The organism is Variovorax sp. MPBD4-3 (assembly GCF_058809745.1).
The window spans coordinates 1-14,813 of record NZ_JBXASW010000096.1 but is presented as its reverse complement, the minus strand read 5'-3'; the positions used below and the strand labels follow the sequence as shown (position 1 = coordinate 14,813).

Below are 14,813 nucleotides of genomic sequence, written 5' to 3'. Positions count from 1 at the left end.
CTCCCCGCAGCGAAATAAAGGAGGAGGCCGCAGGCCGGGGGACATTCGCGGAGGGGAGTACCCGGTGGCCTGTGCACACGCCCCGAAAGACCCACAAACAAAACACGAAACACTGAAATGACAACACCCCACCTCGGCCTGATAGTCCCCCCCGCAGCCGGCGCAGTGCCGGTGGACGGCCCGCTGCTCTACGGCGAGCGCATCCGCTTCAGTGCCAAAGGCCTGGGCCTTGGAGAGATCTCGACGCGAGGCTATCTGGATGTCATCGACTCGGTGGTCGAGAAGGCCGTGGCGCTCAAGGAAGAGGGCGTGAGCGCGGTCTCGCTCATGGGCACCTCGCTGAGCTTCTTTCGCGGCGCGGCCTTCAACCGGGAGCTCGAAGCCGAGATGACGCGCGCCACCGGATTACCCTGCACCACCATGAGCAACGCCATCGTCGGTGCACTGCGTCACCTCGGCGTTCGGCGCGTGGCGGTGGCCACCGCGTACATCGACGAAGTCAACCAGCACCTGCGCAAGTACCTGGAGCAGAGCGACTTCGAGCCTCTCGCGCTCGAAGGCCTTTCCATCTCCGACGTGAAGGCCGTGGGCGAAGTGCCTACCCAGGTGCTGGTCGATTTGTGCCTGAAGGTGTTCGAAGCCCAGCCCGGCGCCGACGGCATCCTCATTTCGTGCGGCGGACTGGTCACGCTCGATGCCATGCGTGAAGTCGAAGCCCGCCTGCAGGTGCCCGTGGTGTCGAGTTCGCCCGCCGGCTTCTGGGACCTCGTCGGCACCGCGGGGCTCGATCCGCGCGTGCCTGGCCAGGGGCGACTTTTCGCCTGAGCCGCTTCAGCCGATCAGCCAGCGCCCCACGCGCGGCGTATCGGCCAGCTTCCAGACCTGCTCGCACAGCGCCTTCGCCTCGTCGGCGGTGGCGCCTTCGCCGTAGTGCGCCAGGCGCTGCATCTTGTCCTCGATCTCCGCGCGGTCCAGGCTGTTGCCGGGGTCGCCCTTGGGCTCGTCCACGCGGCCCTGCAGTGTGCGGCCGTCGGTGGTGTGGACGCTGACCTTGCCGATCCAGCGCGCCGGGTAGGCGGTGTCGACCTCTTCGTCTAGCTCCATCGTCACCTTCTCGCGGAAGGCCGAGACCTCGGGCGCGAGGAAGTCGCGGTCGAACTCGCCCAGGCCCGCGCGGCCGTGCACCGCGATCAGGCCCAGCACCGTGCCCATCGAGAACTTGCCCTGGTGCACCGTGGCCGGCACGTCCACACGGCCCAGCACGTCGATGGCGCCCTGGTGCACGTGCGTTGTCACGCGCGACACGTCGGCGGGTTTCAGGTTGTTCTGCTGCATCACCTGCAGCAGCGCATCGGCTGCGGGGTGGGTGTGGCGGCAGGAGGCGTGGTACTTGAACGAGGTTTCGGCCAGCGTCCAGCGCGTGCCGAGGCCGTCGGTGAGCCTGGCCGGGTCGGCGTCGCTAGACATACCCACGCCCAGGCCTTGCGCACCTTCGAGGATCTTCGCCGCGCCGGTGAAGCCGTCCTGCGCGAGGTAGGCCGACATCAGCCCGCTGGCCGCCGCGTGCGCGCAGTGCAACTGCTTGGAATCGGCCGCGTCGCGCAGGAACTCCCACACGCCGGCGGATTGCGTGCCGGCCGAGCCGAAGGCGTGCAGCATCTGCTGCGGCGTGAGGTTCAGCAGGCGGCCCACTGCAGCAGCCGCCGCGAGCGTGCCCGCGGTCGCCGTCGTGTGGAAGGTCCTGTAGTGCGAGCGGCCGAGGAACTCGCCCACGCGAATGCCGACCTCGTAGCCCGCGACCACGGCCGTTAGCAGCTGCGCGCCGCTCGCACCGAGGCTCTGCGCCACCGCGAGCGCGGGCGCGATGACGACGGCGGCCGGATGAAACACCGAGCCGTTGTGCACGTCGTCCTGCTCCACGAAGTGCGACGCCGCCGCATTCACCAGCGCGGCGAACAGCGGCGAGCTGGTCTGGCGCGAAGTCAGTATTTCGCTGGGGCCTTCCGCGGGGCCCATCATCCGGGCGAAGCGCTCGATGCTGCGCACGGGCCGCGCCGTGCGGGCCGCCAGCACCGAGCCTAGCCAGTCGAGCATCAGGTCCTCGGTGCGGCGCAGCACGGGGCCGGGAATGTCGGCGAACTGCAGTTCGGCCGCGAAAGTCGCGAGCACCTTGCTCGGATGGTCGATGGAATTCATGGGAAGTCCTTCAGAACGAACGGGGCAGGCCCAGCATGTGCTCTGCAACATAGCTCAGGATCAGGTTCGTCGAGATCGGCGCCACCTGGTACAGCCGTGTCTCTCGGAACTTGCGCTCGATGTCGTATTCGCACGCGAAGCCGAAGCCGCCATGGAACTGCAGGCAGGCATTGGCGGCCTCCCAGCTCGCCTTGGCCGCCAGGTACTTCGCCATGTTGGCCTGCGCGCCGCAGGGCTGGTGCGCATCGAACAGGCGGCAGGCCTCGTAGCGCATCAGGTTCGCGGCTTCCACTTCGATGAAGGCCTCCGCAATCGGAAATTGCACGCCCTGGTTCTGCCCGATGGGCCGGCCGAACACCACGCGTTCCTTGGTGTACTTCGTCACGCGGTCGATGAACCAGTAGCCGTCGCCGATGCACTCGGCGGCAATCAAGGTGCGCTCGGCGTTGAGCCCGTCCAGGATGTACTTGAAGCCCTGGCCTTCCTCGCCGATCAGGTTCTCGGCCGGGATCTCGAGGTTCTCGAAGAACAGCTCGTTGGTCTCGTGGTTCACCATGTTCAGGATGGGCTGCACCGTGAGCCCCTTGCCGATGGCCTCGCGCAGGTCGACGATGAAGATCGACATGCCCTCGGACTTCTTCTTCACGTCCGCCAGCGGCGTGGTGCGCGCCAGCAGGATCATCAGGTCGGAGTGCTGGATGCGCGAGATCCACACCTTCTGTCCGTTGACGACGTAGCGGTCGCCCTTCTTCACGGCGGTGGTCTTGATCTTGGTGGTGTCGGTGCCGGTGGTGGGCTCGGTCACGCCCATCGACTGCAGGCGCAGTTCGCCGTTGGCGATCCTGGGCAGGTAGTTGCGCTTCTGCGCCTCGCTGCCGTGGCACAGCAGCGTGCCCATGTTGTACATCTGGCCATGGCAGGCGCCGGAGTTGCCGCCGCAGCGGTTGATCTCTTCCATGATGACCGAGGCTTCGGTCAGGCCCAGGCCGGAGCCGCCGTACTCCTGCGGAATCAGCGCGGCCATCCAGCCGGCCCTGGTGAGCGCATCGACGAATTCGGCGGGGTAGCCGCGCGCCTCGTCGATCTTGCGGAAGTAGGCATCGGGAAACTGCGCGCACAGGTCGCGCACGGCGTCGCGGATGTCGGGGTAGTTCTTGTCGTTGGCGTTGTTCATCGTTCTTTGCTCAGTCCTGGCGCGGGCCGCCGGCTTCCTTCTCCACGCGTTGCCAGATCTCCACCGCCATCGGGTCGTCGATCTCTTCCAGGATATGGCCCACGAGGCCGATGGCGCGCGCCATCACGCCGAAGCCGCGAATGATCTTCCAGGGAAAACCGAACTCCGCCGCGATCGCGCCGATGGCGCCCGTGGCGTTGATCGGCAGCGACTTGCCCGACACCCGCTCGGCTTCTTCCTGCACCGCCTGCATCAGCGCGACATAGTGGCTGGAGAGCCCGTTCTCCGCCGCGATCTGGAACAGGCGCGGCGTGCGCGGGTCGATCGGCTTGTGCAGCGGATGGCCCAGGCCCGGCACGATCTGCTTGCGCGCGCGGTGGTCGGCCACGATGTCCTTCGCCATGTCGGCCAGCGGGCGCGTGGGTTTGTCGCCGAAGGGGATCGCTTCGTAGAGCATCCTGGCCGCGCCTTCGGTGCTGCCGACGAACACCGTGCCGAGGCCGCAGAGCCCGGCTGCCACGGCCGCCTGCAGCGCTTCGGGAGCGCCCGCATAGGTAAGGCGCGCCGCCAGGGCGCTGGGCGTGATGCCGTGCTCCACCAGCGTGACGACGATGGCATTGAAGGTCACCGACTCCTGGGGCGTCGGGATGCGCCCGGTCAGCTCCAGGAAGGCCATGTCGCCCAGGTTGAGGTGGCCGAGGATTTCCGAAGGCAGGTCGCGCCCGCGCACGGTGATCCTGTCGGGCGTGCTGTGGCCCAGCTCCGTATGCAGGGATTTCTTGATCTTGGTGGTCATGCGCCGAATCTAGCCCCGCCTCGCGCGGGGTGGCTCTCTGATTGCGAAACCCTCCCTTCGGCAAATGCAAATGCTCGGCGGCGGGGTCTTCGGGCACGCTGCGGCGATGGACCTTGAATCACTTTCGGCGGTGCGCGAATCGGCGCTCGACTACTTCGTTCGCAGCCGCGCCACCCAGCGGCGGCGCCAGCGCATGGAACAACCGGATGCCGACGAGGCCGAAGGCTGGCGCGACATCGCCGCCCTGGGCTGGCCCGGCATGCTGGCGCCCGAATCGGCCGGCGGCCTCGCGCTGGGGCTGGCCGGTGCGGCGGAAATTCTGCGCGCGGCCGGCGAGCACGCGGCGCCGGAGCCATTGCTGGCCGTGGCCGGCCTCGGCGCGCTGCTGCTGTCGGCGCTGCACACTCCGCGCGCCGATGCGCTGCTGGCCCAACTGGTCGCGGGCCGCAGCCTGCCGGCGCTGGCGTGGCAGGAGAGCGCGGGCGACCTCAGCGCGGTGCCGCTGGCCTGCGGCTGCGAAGCGTTGGCGGGCGATGCCGGCGGCGTGCTGCTGCAGGGCGAAAAGCTCATGGTGCTGCCCGGCGCCGCCGCCAGCGGCTGGCTGGTGTCGGCGCGTGGCGAAGACGACGCGGTGCTGCTGTGGGTGCCGCGCGGCACCGTGGGCGTGAGCGAAACGCCGGTGCCGCTGGTCGACGGCAGCCAGGCGTCGAACCTGCGCTTCGAGCAGGTCAGGCTGCCGGCAGACGCGGTGCTGGCCGAGGGCCCGGCCGCGCAGGAGGCGCTGCGCCGGGCGCTCGCGGGCGGGCAGATCCTGCAGTCGGCCGAGCTGCTGGGCGCGGGGCAGGCCATGCTCGCGCAGACGCTGGCCTACCTGCGCACGCGCTCGCAGTTCGGCAAGCCCATCGGCAGCTTCCAGGCGCTGCAGCACCGCTGTGTCGACATGTTCATCCACCTCGAAGTGGCAAAGGCGACGCTGGACGAAGTGCTGGCGCAGGTGGTGCAGGAACCGACGGCAGAGCGCATGGAGGCCGAGGCCAGCCGCGTCAATGCGCGCTGCACGGCAGCCGCGCTGCAGGCCTCGCGCGCATCGGTGCAGCTGCATGGCGCCATCGGCTACACGCAGGAATGCGACCTGAGCCTGTTCTACAAGCGCGTGCTGTGCCTGTCGGCCTGGCTGGGCAATGCCAGCGCGCACCGGCACCGGCATGCGTCGCTGTCGCGCGATGCGGAGGCGGCAGCGGGCACTGCGCAGTGGCAGGGCGAATTCCCCCGCACCGCCGACTGGGCGGCGATGCCCGAGGCCGATTTCCGCCGCATGGTGCGCGCCTTCCTGCAGCAGCGCTATCCGCAGCAGCTTCGCTACCTGTCGCACCGCGCGCGATGGAGCGAGATGCGCGAGTGGTATCTCACGCTGTCGGCGCAAGGCTGGATCGCGCCCGCATGGCCGCAGGCGCACGGCGGCATGGGCCTGCCGGCCGACAAGCTCATCGCGTGGATCGAGGAGCTGGAGCAGCACGGCGTGGCGCGCGCCCCCGACCAGGGCATCGTGATGATCGGCCCGCTGCTCATACAGCACGGCACGCCCGAACAGCAGCAGCGCTTTCTGCCGCGCATCCTCAGCGGCGAGCATGTGTGGTGCCAGGGTTACTCGGAGCCCAATGCCGGTTCGGACCTCGCGGGCCTGCGCACCGAGGCGATGCCGGCGCGCGACGCGCAGGGCGAGCACTTCGTGGTCAACGGCCAGAAGATATGGACCACGCTCGCGCAGGACGCCAACCACATCTTCATGCTGGTGCGCACCGACAAGGACGCGCGCAAGCAGGAGGGCATCAGCTTCCTGCTGTGCGACCTGCGCACGCCGGGCATCACCATCCGGCCGATCCGCACGCTGGCCGGCGAGCCGGAGTTCTGCGAGGTGTTCTTCGACAACGTGCGCGTGCCGGCGGAAAACCTGGTCGGCAGGCTGCACGGCGGATGGACCATCGCGAAGGCGTTGCTGGGCTTCGAGCGCATCTTCCTGGGCAGCCCCAAGCAGTCGCAGTACGCGCTGGGGCAGCTTGCGCGGCTGGCGCAGGCGCGGCGGCTGTTTGCCGACCCGGTGTTCGCGCAGCGCTTCGCGGCGCTGCGGCTCGACGTGCTCGACCTGTCGGCGGCGTACACGGGCTTCGCGAACATCGCGCGGGCCGGCAAGCCGCTGCCCGCGTCGGTGTCGCTGCTGAAGATCTGGGCCAGCGAGACCTATCACCGCATCGGCGCGCTGCTGCTCGAGGCAGCCGAAGAGCAGGGCGCCGTGGCCGGCGACCAGGTGCTCGACGGGCAGAGCTTCAACGTGCTCTCGCCGCTCATCGGTTCGACGGCCGCAATGATCTACGGCGGCACCAACGAGATACAGCGCAACATCCTCGCGCGGCAAGTCCTCGATTTGCCTGCGTGAGGCTCGCCCCCAGTCTTCGCGCACTTCGTGTCGCTTCGCCAACCCCCTACCGGGGGCAACACCTGCGGCCCGGCAAAGCCGGTTCCGCGGTGTTTCACGAAAGAACAGTCCTGCCTGGCTTTCGAGCCTGACTTGTAGATCAACAACAGGAGACAACGCTCATGACATCGACTCACTTCTCGCGCCGCCAACTCATGGCCGCGCTGGCCGGCGGCGCGGCACTCGGCGCACTGCCGCACCGCGCCTTTGCCCAGCAGCCATTGCCGCCGCTCATCAAGCTGGTGGTCGGCTATTCGGCCGGCGGCCCGGTGGACGGCGCCGCGCGCCTGCTCGCGCCCGCGCTGAGCCAGGCGCTGGGCACGCAGGTGATCGTGGACAACCGGCCCGGCGCGAGCGGCTCGCTCGGCGGAGACGCGGTGGCCAAGGCCGCGGCCGACGGCACGATGCTGTTCTTCGGCGCGAGCCCGACCATCACCATCAACCCCAACGTGCAGCGGCACATGGCCTTCGACCCGATGAAGGACCTCGTGCCCATCGCGCCGCTGGTGGACTACACCAACGTGCTCGTCATCAACAACGACGTGCCGGTGCGCAGCGTGGCCGAGCTGCTCGAATATGCGAAGGCGCGGCCCGGCAAGGTGTTCTACGGCTCGGCGGGCGTGGGCGCGTCGAACCACCTGAGCGGCGCGCTGCTCGAGAAGATGGCCGGCGTGCAGCTCACCCATGTGCCGTACAAGGGCAGCGCGCCCGCGCTGGCCGACGTGATGGCGGGCACGGTGACGATGATGTTCGACATCATCGCGACCTCCAAGCCCTTCATCCAGTCCGGCAAGGTGCGCGCGCTGGCCGTCACCTCGCGCCAGCGCAACCGCATGCTGCCGGAGGTGCCGACCATGATCGAGTCGGGCGTGGCGGGCTACGACGTGGGCGGCTGGTTCGGCCTGTACGGCCCGGCGCGCATGGACCCGGCACTGGTCGCGCGCATGAATGCCGCCGCGCAGAAGATGCTGGCGCGCGAAGACATCGCGAGCCGCCTGCGCGAGCAGGGCTATGACGTGTGGTCCGGCGCGGCCGACCTGCTCGCTACCAAGGGCAAGTCGGACCGGCAGCTCTGGGCCACCGCGTCCAAGGGCATCGAGGCGGAATAGGCGATGCGGCAATCACGCATTCACGAGCTGCTGGAGGCTCGCGCGGCGCGCACGCCTGAGGCAGTCTTTCTTTTCGAGCCCGGCGCCACGACCACCTGCGCGGCGCTGCAGGCAATGGCCGAGACCGCCACGCAAGACCTGCTGGACGCCGGCGTGCGCCCGACCGACCGCGTGGTGCTGGTGGCCGAGAACTGCGCCGCGCACATCGCGCTGCTGATGGCGTGCAGCCGCATCGGCGCATGGTCTTGCGGCGTGAACGCGCGCATGTCGCCGGGCGAGATCGCGGCGATCGTGGAACGGGCGGACGCGCGCCTTTGCTGCTTCACCACAAGCGCTTCGCAGGCGGCCGAACAGCACGCCCGGCGCGCCGGTGCGGTGCCGTCCTCGCTTGCGGGCGTGATGCGCTCGGCCACGCGCGAAGAAGCACGCACCGAACCCGACCCGGCGCTGGCCGACACCGCCGCCATCATCTTCACCTCCGGCACTTCGGGCACGCCGAAGGGCGTGATGGTCTCCCACCGCGGGCTGCTGCACTTCGGGCGGGTGTCGGCTGGCGTGAGGGCGCTGAGCGAGCGCGACCGTGCCTACGCCTTCCTGCCGATGACGCACATCTTCGGCATCGGCACCGTGCTGATGGCCGCGCTCACCGGCGGCGCTTCGCTGGTGCTGCGCGGCAGCTTCTCACCGGCCGACATGCTGCAGGCGCTGGCGCACGAGCAGGTGTCCAACCTGCTCGGGCCGCCGACCATGTACGCGCGCCTGCTGGCCCACATCGACGGCGAGCGCGTGGTGCCGCGCTTTCCGCATCTGCGCTACGTGTACACCGGCTCGGCTCCGCTCGACCCCGCGCTCAAGCAGCGCGTGGAGCGGCTGTTCGGCCAGCCGCTGCACTACGGGTACGGGCTCTCGGAATACGCGGGCTCGGTGTTCCTCACGCGCACGGAAGCCCCGCGTTCGGACACGGCGGCCGGCCATGCGGTGGAGGGCGGCGAGGCCCGCATCGTGTCGATCGAGGGGCGCGACGTGCCGCAAGGCGACACCGGCGAGATCTGGCTGCGCGGCCCGGGCCTCATGCTCGGCTATTTCCGCGACGCGGCCGCCACCGCGCAGGTGATGCGCCCCGGCGGCTGGTACGCCACCGGCGACCTTGGCCGCTTCGGCCCCGACGGCGCGCTGTTCGTGGTCGGCCGGCTGAAGGAAATGATCATCCGCTCGGGCTTCAACGTCTACCCGGCGGAGGTCGAGGCGGTCATCGGCCGTTTCGGCGGCGTGCACCTGTGCGCGGTGGTCGGCGTGCCGGAGGTGGATGGCAACGAGCAGGTGGTCGCCTTCGTGGAGCTGGAGCCGGGTGCGGTGCTCGATGAGGCGGCGCTGCGCGCGCACCTGGTGGAGCACCTGTCGCCCTACAAGCGCCCCACCCGCATCGAGGTGATCGACACCATGCCGACCACCCCCAACGGCAAGCTGCTCAAGCGCGAACTGCAGGCGCGGCTGCGCGCAGCGTAGGCAGGTGTGCCGCCGGGCGCTTCGCGTTTTCCTGCAAGCGGGTGCGCCGCAGTCCTTCCACCCGCCTCCGGGGCTCGCCGCATCGTTGTTCCTTCTACAAAGGAAATCACCATGGCCGATGACTTGAGCAAGCGCGGGCCGCCAGACGCCGCCCGCATCAACGTGAACGAGGCGCACGAAGTGCGCTACTGGACCCAGACGCTGGGCGTGACCGAGGCGCAGTTGCGCTCGGCCATCGCCGCCGCCGGTGTGCTGGTGAAGGACGTGCGCACCTACCTGGGCAAGCCCTGAGGCTCGTAGGCTCGCTCCTACACCCGGCGCGGTAGCCGGGCACGATACTTGTTGCTCCCTCTCGTTTCAGGAAGTACCCGTGACCGTGCCGATGAACCCCACGCCTCTGGCAGCCGCGCAATGAAGTCTTCTCCCAGTGCGCGCAGCTGGATCGCCGCAGGCGTGCGCCACGAACTTCTCACCCGGGCCCTGCCCGCACTGCGGCACGACATGGCGGCGCCGGTCTCGGTGATCCGCATGGCGCTGCTGATGCTCAAGCGGCAGGTCAGCGCAGCCACCGTCGATTCCGCCGCCTGCGAAGAGCGCGTGGCGCTGATCGACAACCAGGTGGCCGAACTGGTCAGTGCCATCCGCTCGCTGCGCGACTGGGAACTGGCGACCACAGACGACGGCATCGCCCGCAGCGCGCTGGTGGCGCAATGTACGACCTTGATGCGCGCGGCCTTCGACCTGCACGGCGTGACGCTCGACATCGACCCCGCGCTCGAGCCGAGCGAGGACGAGCAACGCTGGCCCGCGGCGGCGGCCTTGCGCTATCTGTTCCTCGGCGTGCTGGGCTACCTGCACGACAGTGCCGACGAGGCCGGCACGATCCGCGTGCAGGCCGAAGGCGCCAATGCGCTGCGGCTTTCTGCAATGCCGCGCGAAGCGGGCGCCACCGACGCCGTGCTCGATGCGCATCGTGCGCCGCGCGCGCTGGCCATCGATGCCGTCGCGCTGCAGAACCTGGCGGAAGACCTGGGTTACGTCGTCGCCGTGGACGGCGACAGCGTGCGCTTCGCGCTCGCCACCGCGGCCTGAAGCTTCCTTCCGCCTCGGCGGGTGTTGCCCGCCGCAGCACGCGCCTGCGCTTGCCGGTGCGTGCGCAGGAAGGCCTGCAGCCTGCGTTCGGCCGCATAGAGCCCGCGTGAAGGCCGCGCGGTCTTGCGGCCCGCGATCTTCTCGAACAGCGCGGTGGCGGCGTCTTCATCGTTGTCCGACAGCGCGCTGCCCAGCGCCAGCACGGCCGGGTGCACATAGGCCTTCTTGCAGACCGCCGGCGTGTTGCCGAGCTGCTTGGCGACTGCCGCGAGGATGTCCTTGGCGCGGTAGCGGGTGCCGTCCGTCGCGTTGCGCCCCGGCTCGCAGGCCAGCCGGGTGAGCTCCAGGGCCTGCACCGTGCCGTGCCAGGTGCGGAAGTCCTTGGCGGTGAAGCGTTCGCCGGGCGAGGCTTCGGCAAGGTAGTCGTTCACGTCGGTGGACGACACGCTGTGCAGCTCGCCGTCTTCGCCCGCGTACTGGAACAGGGCCTGCCCGGGCAACTGCTGGCACTGCCGCACCACCTTGGCCACGCGCGGGTCTTCCAGCCTGGCCTCGTGCATCACGCCGCTCTTGCCCTTGAAACGCAGCCGCAGCGCGGTGCCGTGCACGTCCACATGGCGGTTGCGCAGCGTGGTGAGGCCGTAGGAGCCGTTGCTGCTTGCGTACTCTTCGTTGCCGATGCGCAGCAGGGTGGTGTCGAGCAGGCGCACCAGCGCCGCCAGCACCTGGCTGCGGTCGGGCGCCTTGTTCTTCCTGTCGGCCTGCAGGTCGCGCGCCACGCGGGCACGGATGCGCGGCAGCGCGAGCGCGAAGGCTTCGAGCCGCTCGAACTTGGTCTCGTCCTTCATCACGCGCCAGTCGGCGTGGTAGCGGTACTGCTTGCGCCCGCGCGCGTCGATCCCGGTGGCCTGCAGGTGGCCGTTGGGCAGCGGGCAGATCCAGACCTGGGTGTAGGCCGGCGGAATGGCCAGCATGCGGATGCGCGAGATTTCGTCCACGTCGCGCAGCCATTGGCCCTTGGCGTCGCGGTAGCGAAAGCGCGTGCCGTGCTTCAGGCGGCGAATGCCCGGCATGTCGGGGTTCACGTAGACCAGCCCGTTGGCGATGGGCGTGGGCTTCGACGGTGGCCGCGCGGACGGCTGCGACACGGGAGAGGTGGAAAGAACGGTGGCCGGCATGGGGTTTGCGTGGTGGTACGCACCGTTTTTGCCAGCGCCGACAATCACGGCCTGTAGGACGCCGCAAATGCGGGCCGTCTGTTCTTTCCCTTATCGAGCTTCTCCATGTCTTCTCGCCCTTCGTCCTTCCGTACCCGCTGGCTGCTGCTGCCGGCAACCGCGCTGCTTGCGGCGGGCTGCGCTTCCACTTCTACCTCTACCTCTACCTCCACCGCCGTGCCGGCCACGGCTTCCGCACCGCCCGTGAAGGTCAAGGTGTTCGTCGCCGCCATGTTCGAGATCGGCCAGAACACGGGCGACCGTGCCGGTGAGTTCCAGCACTGGTACGAGCGCTACTGGAAAGACGCCAAGCCCATCGCCGTGCCCGGCGCGCTGCAGCCCGTGTACTGCAACACCGACGGCGTGTGCGGCGCGGTGCTGGGCATGGGCAAGGTCAACTCCTCGTCGTCGATGCAGGCCATCCTGCTGAACCCGCGGCTGGATTTTTCGCAGGCCTACTACGTCATCTCCGGCGTGGCCGGCACGCCGCCCTCGCGCGGCACCATCGGCGAAGTGAACTGGGGCACCTGGCTGGTCGACTACGACCTGGGCCACCGCTGGGCGCCTGAAGAAAACAAGCCCGGCGAACCGACCTTCATGCCGCGCAAGGGCTACGAGGAATACCGCCGCTTCCAGCTCAACCCCGACCTCGTGCGCTGGGCCATGAGGCTGTCGGCCGACACGCCGCTGAAAGACTCCGAGTCGGCGCGCAAGTACCGCCTGCGCTACCCCGACGCGGCGGCCCGCCGCGCGCCCTTCGTCGGCACCGGCACCCACATGACGGGCGACACCTTCTTCCACGGCCCCGGCATGTCGAAGCAGGCGCAGTACATCGCCAAGCTCTACGGCGCGGACGACTACGTCATCACCGAGATGGAGGCCGCCGCCATCACGCTGGTCATCAAGCGCACCCACGGCACCGACCGCGTGATGAGCCTGCGCGGCGCGGTCAACTTCGACCAGGGCAACCCGAAGGAAACCACGCTGCAGCACCTGGACCCGGCCCCCGGCGAAACGGCCGGCGGCTTTGCGGAGACGGTGGAGAACGTCGAGCGCGTGGGCAGCCGCGTGGTCGACCACATCGTGGCCAACTGGCCGCAGTGGCAGGGCGGCGTGCCCAGGCCCTGAGCCTGCCCGGTCAGGGCCGCGCCGGCTGCAGGTGCCAGGTCACGGTGAAGTCGAAGGGTGTCCAGCGGCTCACCGTGACGCCCGCCTGCCGCAGGCCGCGGCCGATCCAGGTGTTGCAGGTCTCGAAGAGGTTGTAGGCGCCCTCGGCTTCGTAGAAGGCGTCCTGGCTGTCGTAGTGCGCGCCCGCGATGGCTTGCGCCGGCCCCGGCGGCAGGCTGGCGCGCACATGGCCGACGAGCTGCGCATACCGGGCCTGCGACAGCGGCAGCTCGAAGGCCCCGCGGCCCAGTTGCCTGCGCCGCAGGTAGCTCACGTGCAGCAGCGAGCGGTTGCCGCCCGACAGCGCCCCGAAGGCGCGCGAGACCGTCAGGTCGCCCCAGGTGGGCGTGTTCAGGTAGAACTCGCGGTCGCCCCAGCCGATGGCGATGAACTCGGCATCGGGCGGCGGCGCCTTGAAGTCTTTCAGCGGAAACACCTGCAGCCAGTCGATGGTGGCCGAGCGGACCGGGAACACGTAGTCGGTGTGCACGCCATTGCTCAGCACCCAGGCCTTTACTTCGGCGGGTGCATCGCCCGCCGGCTTCGCGCCGTTGGCCGGCCAGAACACCAGCGCGCACGCCACCGCGACATACAGCCCGACCAGCGAGGCCAGGCCCAGCAGTGTGAATGCTGTGTTCCGGAGCCAGCGTTTCAGCATGGTGGTGGCGCCCGTCAGAAAAGAGAGGCCGTGGTCGCCACCGGCTCCGATGCCGCGCGCTGCGCGCCGCCGGCGGGCGCCAGCGCCTCGGGGCTGCCGGCCTTGGCCAGCGCGCCCACGCGCACGCCCAGCAGCCGCAGCGGGCGTTCGAGCGGCACGCGCTTCAGGCACTGGCCGCCGGTCTGGCGGATGGTCTTGGCGTCGGCGGTGAAGTGGCCGATGGTCTGGTCGCGCGTGGCGATCTTGAAGTCGTCATAGCGGAGCTTGATGCCGATGGTCTTGCCCACGTAGCCCTTGCGCTGCAGGTCGGCGGCCACCTGCTCGCACAGCCTGGTGAAGATCGCGCCCAGTTCGGCGCGGTTGCGCACCGCGTGCAGGTCGCGGTCGAAGGTGGTCTCGCGGCTCATCGACACGGGCTCGCTCTCGGTCACCACCGGGCGGTCGTCGCGGCCCCAGGCCACCTCGTGCATCCAGGCGCCGGTGGCCTTGCCGAAGTTGGCGATGAGCCAGTCGCGGTCGCGCGCCGCGAGCTGGCCGACGGTCTCGATGCCGAAGCGCTTGAGCTTCTCGTCGGCCTTGGGGCCGATGCCGTTCACCTTGCGGCAGGGCAGCGGCCAGATGCGCGATTCGAGGTCGTCTTCATAAACCACCGAGATGCCGTTGGGCTTGTTGAATTCGCTCGCCATCTTGGCGATGAGCTTGTTGGGTGCCACGCCGATGGAGCAGGTCAGCCCGGTCTCGCTGAAGATGGCCTTCTGCAGCAGCCGCGCCAGCGAGCGCCCGCCGTCGCGCTGGCCGCCGGGCACGTCGGTGAAGTCGATGTACACCTCGTCCACGCCGCGGTCTTCCATGAGCGGCGCGACTTCGAGGATGACCTGCTTGAAGGCGCGCGAGAAGCGCCGGTATTCGTCGAAGTCCACCGGCAGGATGATGGCCTGCGGGCACAGCTTGGCGGCCTTCATGAGCCCCATGGCCGAGCCGACGCCGAACTGGCGCGCGGGGTAGGTGGCGGTGGTGATCACGCCGCGGCCGGTGTAGTCCTTGAGCCGAGGGAACGAATCGACCGGAATGTCGGCCAGCGTGCCGCCCTCGGGCAGGTCGCGGATGGCCTCGTCCACCCGCCGCCGGCCGCCGCCGATCACCACGGGCAGGCCCTTGAGCTGCGGGTAGCGCAGCAGCTCGACGGACGCATAGAAGGCGTCCATGTCGAGGTGGGCGATGCGGCGGATTCGTGGGGCTGACGGGGGCTGGGAACTCACGGCAACGATTGTCTCGCGGGTGGGACTGTCTTGCCTGTTGAGGGGCGCTTTTGGGGGGCACTTTCAGGGCGTGTGCACAGGCCGCCGAGTACTCCCCTCCGCGAATGTCCCCCGGCCTTCGGCCTCCTCCTTTATTTCGCTGCGGGGAGCACCCGGCGGCCTGTGC

The 14,813-nt window shown here is 69.3% G+C and carries 13 protein-coding genes; 7 read left to right on the top strand and 6 right to left on the bottom strand.

What is annotated here, in order from left to right; all coding sequences use genetic code 11:
- Positions 1 to 117: 117 nt before the first annotated feature.
- Entirely contained in the window at positions 118 to 825 is a 708-nt protein-coding gene (locus AC1RVW_RS29585) for an arylmalonate decarboxylase (RefSeq protein ID WP_493204251.1), read from the top strand.
- A gap of 6 nt (positions 826 to 831) precedes the next feature.
- Here AC1RVW_RS29585 and AC1RVW_RS29580 read toward each other — a convergent pair whose 3' ends face one another.
- Genes AC1RVW_RS29580 through AC1RVW_RS29570 form a run of 3 tightly spaced genes read right to left on the bottom strand, consistent with a single transcriptional unit; the run spans position 832 to position 4,166 of the window.
- On the bottom strand, positions 832 to 2,196 hold the full coding sequence (locus AC1RVW_RS29580) for an MmgE/PrpD family protein (protein ID WP_493204250.1): 1,365 nt from the start codon (positions 2,194 to 2,196) through the stop codon (positions 832 to 834).
- A 10-nt stretch (positions 2,197 to 2,206) separates the two neighbouring features.
- On the bottom strand, positions 2,207 to 3,370 hold the full coding sequence (locus AC1RVW_RS29575; protein WP_493204248.1) for an acyl-CoA dehydrogenase family protein: 1,164 nt from the start codon (positions 3,368 to 3,370) through the stop codon (positions 2,207 to 2,209).
- A gap of 10 nt (positions 3,371 to 3,380) precedes the next feature.
- Positions 3,381 to 4,166, bottom strand: coding sequence for a citryl-CoA lyase (locus AC1RVW_RS29570; protein WP_493204246.1), 786 nt, complete (start codon positions 4,164 to 4,166; stop codon positions 3,381 to 3,383).
- A 106-nt stretch (positions 4,167 to 4,272) separates the two neighbouring features.
- On the opposite strand from AC1RVW_RS29570, the gene AC1RVW_RS29565 reads away from it, so the two are divergent.
- From AC1RVW_RS29565 to AC1RVW_RS29545, 5 genes are all read left to right on the top strand, one after another.
- Positions 4,273 to 6,600, top strand: a complete 2,328-nt coding sequence (locus tag AC1RVW_RS29565; protein WP_493204244.1) for an acyl-CoA dehydrogenase family protein — start codon at positions 4,273 to 4,275, stop codon at positions 6,598 to 6,600.
- Between the two features lie 161 nt (positions 6,601 to 6,761).
- On the top strand, positions 6,762 to 7,748 hold the full coding sequence (locus AC1RVW_RS29560; protein ID WP_081265777.1) for a Bug family tripartite tricarboxylate transporter substrate binding protein: 987 nt from the start codon (positions 6,762 to 6,764) through the stop codon (positions 7,746 to 7,748).
- Positions 7,749 to 7,751: 3 nt separating this feature from the next.
- Complete coding sequence (locus AC1RVW_RS29555) at positions 7,752 to 9,254, top strand: class I adenylate-forming enzyme family protein (protein WP_493204242.1); 1,503 nt, start codon at positions 7,752 to 7,754, stop codon at positions 9,252 to 9,254.
- 111 nt (positions 9,255 to 9,365) lie between these two features.
- Entirely contained in the window at positions 9,366 to 9,545 is a 180-nt protein-coding gene (locus AC1RVW_RS29550) for a DUF3606 domain-containing protein (RefSeq protein WP_081265779.1), read from the top strand.
- Between the two features lie 120 nt (positions 9,546 to 9,665).
- Positions 9,666 to 10,346 carry a hypothetical protein gene (locus AC1RVW_RS29545; protein WP_493204240.1) on the top strand — a complete coding sequence of 227 codons (681 nt, stop codon included), beginning with the start codon at positions 9,666 to 9,668 and terminating at the stop codon, positions 10,344 to 10,346.
- Here the strand turns inward: AC1RVW_RS29545 and AC1RVW_RS29540 are convergent.
- Positions 10,289 to 11,524: a DNA topoisomerase IB gene (locus tag AC1RVW_RS29540; protein WP_493204238.1), complete on the bottom strand. Its 1,236-nt coding sequence runs from the start codon at positions 11,522 to 11,524 to the stop codon at positions 10,289 to 10,291. The two genes, AC1RVW_RS29545 and AC1RVW_RS29540, sit on opposite strands and share 58 nt — an antisense overlap.
- A 105-nt stretch (positions 11,525 to 11,629) precedes the next feature.
- Here AC1RVW_RS29540 and AC1RVW_RS29535 point away from each other — a divergent pair, with 105 nt between their 5' ends.
- Positions 11,630 to 12,691, top strand: a complete 1,062-nt coding sequence (locus AC1RVW_RS29535) for a purine-nucleoside phosphorylase (RefSeq protein ID WP_081265781.1) — start codon at positions 11,630 to 11,632, stop codon at positions 12,689 to 12,691.
- A gap of 10 nt (positions 12,692 to 12,701) precedes the next feature.
- Here AC1RVW_RS29535 and AC1RVW_RS29530 read toward each other — a convergent pair whose 3' ends face one another.
- Positions 12,702 to 13,388 carry a TIGR02117 family protein gene (locus AC1RVW_RS29530; RefSeq protein WP_493204236.1) on the bottom strand — a complete coding sequence of 229 codons (687 nt, stop codon included), beginning with the start codon at positions 13,386 to 13,388 and terminating at the stop codon, positions 12,702 to 12,704.
- A gap of 14 nt (positions 13,389 to 13,402) precedes the next feature.
- On the bottom strand, positions 13,403 to 14,593 hold the full coding sequence (gene dinB, locus AC1RVW_RS29525) for a DNA polymerase IV (RefSeq protein WP_106935360.1): 1,191 nt from the start codon (positions 14,591 to 14,593) through the stop codon (positions 13,403 to 13,405).
- Between the last annotated feature and the right edge of the window lie 220 nt (positions 14,594 to 14,813).

Coding starts and splice junctions, on each gene's coding strand:
- AC1RVW_RS29585 (WP_493204251.1), top strand. CDS start 118: ATGACAACACCCCACCTCGGCCTGATAGTCCCCCCCGCAGCCGGCGCA.
- AC1RVW_RS29580 (WP_493204250.1), bottom strand. CDS start 2,196: ATGAATTCCATCGACCATCCGAGCAAGGTGCTCGCGACTTTCGCGGCC.
- AC1RVW_RS29575 (WP_493204248.1), bottom strand. CDS start 3,370: ATGAACAACGCCAACGACAAGAACTACCCCGACATCCGCGACGCCGTG.
- AC1RVW_RS29570 (WP_493204246.1), bottom strand. CDS start 4,166: ATGACCACCAAGATCAAGAAATCCCTGCATACGGAGCTGGGCCACAGC.
- AC1RVW_RS29565 (WP_493204244.1), top strand. CDS start 4,273: ATGGACCTTGAATCACTTTCGGCGGTGCGCGAATCGGCGCTCGACTAC.
- AC1RVW_RS29560 (WP_081265777.1), top strand. CDS start 6,762: ATGACATCGACTCACTTCTCGCGCCGCCAACTCATGGCCGCGCTGGCC.
- AC1RVW_RS29555 (WP_493204242.1), top strand. CDS start 7,752: ATGCGGCAATCACGCATTCACGAGCTGCTGGAGGCTCGCGCGGCGCGC.
- AC1RVW_RS29550 (WP_081265779.1), top strand. CDS start 9,366: ATGGCCGATGACTTGAGCAAGCGCGGGCCGCCAGACGCCGCCCGCATC.
- AC1RVW_RS29545 (WP_493204240.1), top strand. CDS start 9,666: ATGAAGTCTTCTCCCAGTGCGCGCAGCTGGATCGCCGCAGGCGTGCGC.
- AC1RVW_RS29540 (WP_493204238.1), bottom strand. CDS start 11,524: ATGCCGGCCACCGTTCTTTCCACCTCTCCCGTGTCGCAGCCGTCCGCG.
- AC1RVW_RS29535 (WP_081265781.1), top strand. CDS start 11,630: ATGTCTTCTCGCCCTTCGTCCTTCCGTACCCGCTGGCTGCTGCTGCCG.
- AC1RVW_RS29530 (WP_493204236.1), bottom strand. CDS start 13,388: ATGCTGAAACGCTGGCTCCGGAACACAGCATTCACACTGCTGGGCCTG.
- dinB (WP_106935360.1), bottom strand. CDS start 14,593: ATGGACGCCTTCTATGCGTCCGTCGAGCTGCTGCGCTACCCGCAGCTC.